This is a genomic window from Kytococcus sp. HMSC28H12 (assembly GCF_001816045.1).
GTDB lineage: Bacteria > Actinomycetota > Actinomycetes > Actinomycetales > Dermatophilaceae > Kytococcus > Kytococcus schroeteri.
Window position 1 is genome coordinate 1 of record NZ_KV824482.1, and the last position, 6,496, is coordinate 6,496.

A 6,496-nucleotide genomic window follows, 5' to 3' on the forward strand; every position below is an offset into this window, starting at 1 on the left:
CAGGCCCAGCTGGCCGGGTCGCTGCAGCAGGCCGTCTCCGGCGCCGCCGCCGGGCTCACCGCATCGGGCCTGACGAGCTGGAGCATCGGCGAGCTGCCCGACCACTTCGACGACGGCGCCGTGCAGGGCTGGCCGGCCCTCGTGGACGAGGGCACCACCGCCGGGGTGCAGGTCTTCGCCGACCCGCGGCAGGCCGCGCACGAGCACGCACTGGGCCTGCGCCGCCTCGTGCTGGCCGGGTTCACCCCGCCGTGGAACCGCATCCTGCGCAGCGTCGACAACCAGACCAAGCTGGCTCTGGGCGCCGCCCCGCACGGGTCCACCCAGGCGGTGCTCGACGACGCACTGGCCGCCGCCGTGGACTCGGTCATCGCCGAGCGCCTGGCCACCGCCGGCACGGTGCGCGACGAGGCCGCCTTCGCCGAGCTGCTGGCCACCGCAAAGCAGCAGGCCGCCCCCCGCATCCTGGAGATGGTGGCGGCGGCCGGGCCCGTCATCGCCGCCGTCCCCGCGGTGCAGCGCGCCGTGGAGGGCATGACTGCGCCCCGGCTGGCCCCGCTGGCCGCGGACCTCACCGCTCAGCTCAAGGGTCTGGTGCACCCGGGCTTCCTCACCGAGGCCGGGTACGCCCAGGTGCGTCACCTGCCCCGCTACCTGCGGGCGATGGAGGTGCGCGCCACCAAGGCGCCCACCGACCTCGCCCGCGACGCCGACCGACAGGCCGTGGTGGACACCGTGGAGCGCGAGCGGCGCGACCTGTTGGCCGGGCTGGACGCCATCGAGCGCCTGCGACCCGACGTGCGGGCCCTGCGGTGGATGACCGAGGAACTGCGCGTCAGCCTGTTCGCCCAGCAGCTGGGCACCGCGCACGCGGTGAGCGAGAAGCGCATCTACGCGGCCATGGACGCCGTGGAGGTGGCGCTGGAACAGAGCCGCGGCCAGCGGCGTTGACCCCACACGGCCCCGGTGACCCCCCGGGGCCCGCGAGCCCCGCCGCGACGGCGGCCGCAGGACCACGGACCCAGGGAGGCCCCGCGTGCAGGACCCCACCGCACTGTTCCGGATCGAGGACCCCACCGACATCGACCCGCGCTCGGTGCGCACCGACGTGATGTGGCTGGCCACCGGGGGACTGGTGGACGCCGGGGACGTGGAGAAGAACGCCGTGGCCCACGTGCTGGCCACCATGGAGTCGCGCGTGGTGGCCACCTTCGACGTGGACGCCCTGCTGGACTACCGGGCGCGCCGCCCGCTGCTGACCTTCCAGCGCGACCGGTACATCTCGGTGGCGGCGCCCACGCTCGTGGTGCACCGGGTGACCGACCCGGCCGGCCGGCACTTCCTGCTGGTCAACGGCCCCGAGCCGGACTACCAGTGGGAGCGCTTCATCGCCGCGCTGCAGGTGCTGGCCCGCGAGTTCGGCGTGCGCACCCTGGTCTCGGCCCACGGCGCGCCGATGCAGGTGCCCCACACCCGCCCCACGGGCCTGACCGCCTACGCCTCGGACGAGCGCCTCATCGCCGACCACGCGTCGGTCTTCGGCACCATGCAGGTGCCCGGCAGCGTGGACGGCCTGGCCCACCTGCGCTTCGGTGAGGAGGGCTTCGACACCATCGGTTTCGCGGTGCACGTGCCGGGCTACCTGGCCGACCGGGAGATGCTCGACGGCACCGTGGCGGCGCTGCACGCGCTCTCGGAGTCCACCGGCATCCAGGTACCGATGGACGGCCTGGAGGAGCGCGCGGCGGTGAACCGACGTGAACTCGACGAGCTGGTGGAGCAGAACCCCGAGGCGCTCGAGGTGGTGCGCACCATGGAGCAGCAGTTCGACGAGTTCATGGGCTCCCAGCAGCGTCGCAGCCTCACCGCGCACGACGTGGCCAAGCTGCCCAGCCCGGACGAGATCGCCTCGGACCTCGAGGAGTGGCTGGCCTCCGGCGCCACGATGAAGGACGCCCCCAACGAGCCCGGCGACGACGAGCCCACCGACAAGGGGGCATCCGACCGCGGCCCCCGCGCCGACGACGCCCGCGGCGAGGGCGACCCGGAGGAGCCCGACGGCGACGAGGGTCACCCCCCGAGCGCCGGCGGTTCCACCTCGTGGCGCTGACCCGTCGGCTAGATTCGAGCACCGGACCGCCGTCCCCCACCTCAGGAGGAGCCATGGGACTTTTCTCGCGCCAGAGCAGCAAGGACAAGGAGATGGAGCGACGCGCTTCCGCGGCCGCCCGGACCGAGGACCCCGGCATGGTGGACAAGGCCGCCAACGCTCTGGCCGACCGCCTGCTGAAGGTGGGCATCGACGGCGTGGGACCGGTGGAGGGCGCCCAGAAGGTGGCCGAGAAGGCGCTCGTGGCCGCCGGCGGCGACCGCGCGAAGGCCGAGAAGATCATCGCCTCCTCGCACTTCAAGAAGATCGCCGGTGGTGGTTTCGTCACCGGTCTCGGTGGCCTCATCACGATGCCGGTGGCGCTGCCGGCCAACGTGGTGGAGTTCTACCTGCTCACCACCCGGGCGGTGGCGGCCATCGCGCACCTGCGCGGCCACGACGTGCAGCAGCCCGAGCTGCGCTCGGCGGTGCTGCTCACCCTGGTGGGCGCCGACGCCCGCGACATCCTGACCTCCGCCGGCATCCCCGGCACCCTGGTCTCCGGTGGCCGCCTGGCCTCGCTGGCCAGCCGCCAGCTGCCGGCCCCGGTGCTCACGGTGGTCAACAAGGCCGTGGGCTTCCGCCTGCTCGCGCAGACCGGCGAGAAGGTGCTGGCCCGCCTGGGCAAGGCGATCCCGCTGGCCGGCGGCGTCATCGGTGCCGGGCTGGACGTGTACATGTTCAACCGCATCATCGACCACGCGCGCGAGGAGTTCCCGCAGCAGGGCGCCTGAGGAGGGCCTCGGGCAGGCTCTGCTCGTCCACAGCCCCGGCCCCGGACCCGTCCCCGAGCGGGTCCGGGGCCGGTGGCATGGGGGCATGACGACGATCCCCAGAGTCCGAGACCTGCCCGACCTGCTCACCGTGGTGCCGCTGCTGGCCGGCTTCACCCCCACCGACGCGGTGGTGCTGGTGTGCCCGACCCCCACCGGCAGGGTGGCACTGCAACGCATCGCCCTGCCGCCGCGCGAGGCGTGGGGCGACCCCGCCGCCGACGCCGAGGACCTCGTGGCCCTGGTGCTGCCGGCCCTCGTGCGCGCCGGTCTCGACCGACTCACCGTCATCGGCTACCTGTCGGACCCGATGGACGAGGAGTACGTCGGGGGACTGGTGGCACGGGCGGAGGACTGGTTCCTCGAGGCCGGCGTGGACGTGCTGGGCGCGGCCCTGGTTTGCGAGGGCTCCTGGTGGCGGCCGGAGTGCCCCTGCGACGACCCGTTCTGCGGGGAGCCGCGCCCCGTGCCCAGCCTCCACGAGTCCGCCGCGGCCACCGCGCTCATCGCCGACGGGGCGATGGTGCACGCCTCGGCCGAGGAGCTGCTGCTGCCCTGGGTGCAGTCCGAGGAGGACGAGCTCACCCCCGAGGCGCTCCACGCGGCCCGCGAGCGGTGGGCCGGCCGCAAGGGACGGGCCCGGCTGCGGCGCGAGGCGCTGGCGCAGTGGGCCCGGTTGGTGGGGGAGGAGGGGGCCGAGCTCACCGACGAGGAGGTGGCGGCGGCCCTGTGGGCGGTGCGGCAGGTGGACGTGCGCGACGCCCTGGTGGCCTGGCTGACGCCCGGGGACGTGCCCCGTGACGTGCTCGACGCCTCCGCCTGGGCCGCGGTGGAGAAGGCCCTCGGGGACCCCGCCGAGCACCACCACCCGATGCGGTGGACCGCGTGGCCGCTCACGGGGAACCTGCGCCGGCTGGCCACCCGGGTGCCCTCCACCTGTGCGGGGCCGCTGCTGTGCACGGCCGGGCTGTGGGCGTGGTGGAACGGGGACGGGGTGGTGGCCCGCTTCCTGCTGGAGCGGGCGCTGGACGCCGAGCCGGGGCACACGCTGGCGGGGCTTCTGCTGCGGCTGGTGCACCACGGCATCCCCCTGGACGGGGGTGTCGCGGCCTGTCCCGCGGGGCCCGGTGCGGCGCGGGTCGCCGGGCTCTAGGCTGGGGCCCACTCACCCACCCACAGGAGGCCCAGAGCATGGCAGTCATCGTTGGTTACATCGCCTCGGACGAGGGGCGTGCGGCGCTCCGCTTCGGCGTCGACGAGGCGATCCGCCGCTCGGAGCCCCTGCAGGTGGTGCACTCCGCGCGCACCGGCAAGGGCAGCGGTGCGGACTCCACCCGTGCGTTCGTCCGCGAGCTGGAGAACGCCGAGTCCGCCCTGGCCGAGGCGGGGGTGCCGCTGGAGCGCCTAGACTTCGACCGTGGCAACGACCCCGCGGAGGACCTCGTCGAGGTGGCCGAGCAGGCCGAGACCAACGGCAAGCCGGCCGTCATCGTCATCGGGCTGCGTCGTCGCACGCCGGTGGGCAAGCTGCTGCTGGGCTCCAACGCCCAGCGCATCCTGCTCGAGGCGCCGTGCCCCGTCATCGCGGTGAAGGCCGTCTGAGCCGGCCCACGTGACGTCGCCGGGAGGGCCCCGTGGCCGCCCCCGGGGCCACCCCGCGCGACAGGGCGCGGGGTGGTTTTTTATAATGGGGGTGTTCCATCAGGCCGCGAGGCCGATCCGCTCACCGGTGGTCGCACCACGTCGCCGGTCCGTCGGTCTCCTCGGGTCGCCGGACGGTCGCCCACTCGGGGCGGTCCGTGAATCCCCATGATCTCGTGCCCGGTGGTTCGCCGTGCCCGTGTCACCAGGAAGGACCCTGCTCCGTGACTGCTCCCGCGTCCGACCCCGCCGCCGAGGCGACCACCGAGACCCCCGCCGTCAGCGAGCCCGTGACCGCGGTCCTGGGCAAGCAGATGATCGACAAGCCGGGCCTCGCCGAGTTCGTCGAGAAGGCCGTCGCCGACGGCAAGGTGGCCACCAACAAGGTCAAGGAGGCCATCGAGGGCGCCGACCTCACGGCCACCCAGGCGCAGCGGTTCATGAAGAACCTGCGTTCCCAGGGCGTGGAGCTGCACTTCGACCAGGAGATGGCCGCCGAGCTGGCCCAGCAGCAGCGTGGTGTGAAGCCCCGCACCACGCGCGCCAAGAGCACCACCAAGCGCACCCCCAAGGCCAGCACCACCACCACGCGGACGACCGCGGCCAAGTCCACCACCGCGAAGTCGACCGCCAAGAGCTCCACCGCCAAGACGACTGCCGCGAAGACCACGACGGCCAAGAGCACGACGGCCAAGAGCACCACCGGCACCTCCACCACCGCGAAGTCGACCACCGCGAAGGCCACCACCACCCGCAAGGCCACCGCCGCGGCCAAGACCTCCACGGCCAAGAAGACCACGGCCAAGGGCCCGGCCAAGAAGACCACGGCCAAGGCGAAGACGACCGCCCGCAACGCCTCGGCGGACGCCCCGGAGCTCGACGAGATCGCCGCCGAGGACGAGGCCGAGGAGAAGGCCGCCGCCGAGGGCAGGGACACCAACGAGCTGGTGGCCGGCGAGACCTCGCAGGCCGCGCCGCAGAAGGCCACCGCCGACGACGAGTCGGAGTCCCGTGGCTTCGTGCTGCGTGCCGACGACGAGGCCGACGCCCCGGCCCAGCAGGTGGTCACCGCCGGCGCCACCGCCGACGCCGTGAAGGACTACCTCAAGCAGATCGGCAAGGTCGCCCTGCTCAACGCCGAGCAGGAGGTGGACCTCGCCAAGCGCATCGAGGCCGGCCTGTTCGCCGAGCAGCGCCTGAACTCCGACGAGAAGATCGACGCCAAGCTCAAGCGCGAGCTGTGGTGGATCGCCTCGGACGGCAAGAACGCCAAGAACCACCTGCTCGAGGCCAACCTGCGCCTCGTGGTCTCCTTGGCCAAGCGCTACACCGGCCGCGGCATGCTCTTCCTGGACCTCATCCAGGAGGGCAACCTGGGCCTCATCCGCGCCGTCGAGAAGTTCGACTACACCAAGGGCTACAAGTTCTCCACCTACGCCACGTGGTGGATCCGTCAGGCCATCACCCGCGCCATGGCCGACCAGGCCCGCACCATCCGCATCCCGGTGCACATGGTGGAGGTCATCAACAAGCTGGCCCGCGTGCAGCGCCAGATGCTGCAGGACCTGGGCCGCGAGCCCACCCCGGAGGAGCTCGCCAAGGAGCTCGACATGACCCCGGAGAAGGTCGTGGAGGTGCAGAAGTACGGCCGCGAGCCGATCTCGCTGCACACCCCGCTGGGCGAGGACGGTGACTCCGAGTTCGGTGACCTCATCGAGGACTCCGAGGCCGTGGTGCCCTCCGACGCGGTGTCCTTCACCCTGCTGCAGGAGCAGCTGCACTCGGTGCTCGACACGCTCTCCGAGCGCGAGGCCGGCGTGGTCTCGATGCGCTTCGGCCTCGCGGACGGCCAGCCCAAGACGCTCGACGAGATCGGCCGCGTCTACGGCGTGACCCGTGAGCGCATCCGCCAGATCGAGTCCAAGACCATGTC

The 6,496-nt window shown here is 73.0% G+C and carries 6 protein-coding genes; all 6 read left to right on the forward strand.

Features of this window, described 5'->3' with window-relative positions; genetic code table 11:
• The coding region (locus HMPREF3099_RS06840; protein WP_141762038.1) for a DUF3418 domain-containing protein at nt 1-951 on the forward strand (951 nt) is incomplete at its 5' end.
• 85 nt (nt 952-1,036) lie between these two features.
• Nucleotides 1,037-2,110: a PAC2 family protein gene (locus tag HMPREF3099_RS06845; RefSeq protein ID WP_070705299.1), complete on the forward strand. Its 1,074-nt coding sequence runs from the start codon at nt 1,037-1,039 to the stop codon at nt 2,108-2,110.
• Nucleotides 2,111-2,163: 53 nt separating this feature from the next.
• Entirely contained in the window at nt 2,164-2,883 is a 720-nt protein-coding gene (locus tag HMPREF3099_RS06850; RefSeq protein ID WP_070705300.1) for an EcsC family protein, read from the forward strand.
• A gap of 85 nt (nt 2,884-2,968) precedes the next feature.
• A complete protein-coding gene (locus tag HMPREF3099_RS06855) occupies nt 2,969-4,075 on the forward strand; it encodes a DUF4192 domain-containing protein (protein ID WP_070705301.1) in 1,107 nt (368 codons plus the stop codon).
• A gap of 38 nt (nt 4,076-4,113) precedes the next feature.
• On the forward strand, nt 4,114-4,524 hold the full coding sequence (locus HMPREF3099_RS06860) for a universal stress protein (protein ID WP_070705302.1): 411 nt from the start codon (nt 4,114-4,116) through the stop codon (nt 4,522-4,524).
• 353 nt (nt 4,525-4,877) lie between these two features.
• A partial coding sequence (locus HMPREF3099_RS06865; protein ID WP_083323582.1) for an RNA polymerase sigma factor occupies nt 4,878-6,496 on the forward strand: 1,619 nt, incomplete at its 3' end.

Excerpts from the sequence above, each read along its gene's own strand:
- HMPREF3099_RS06850 (WP_070705300.1), top strand. The coding sequence starts at position 2,164 with ATGGGACTTTTCTCGCGCCAGAGCAGCAAGGACAAGGAGATGGAGCGA.
- HMPREF3099_RS06855 (WP_070705301.1), top strand. The coding sequence starts at position 2,969 with ATGACGACGATCCCCAGAGTCCGAGACCTGCCCGACCTGCTCACCGTG.
- HMPREF3099_RS06860 (WP_070705302.1), top strand. The coding sequence starts at position 4,114 with ATGGCAGTCATCGTTGGTTACATCGCCTCGGACGAGGGGCGTGCGGCG.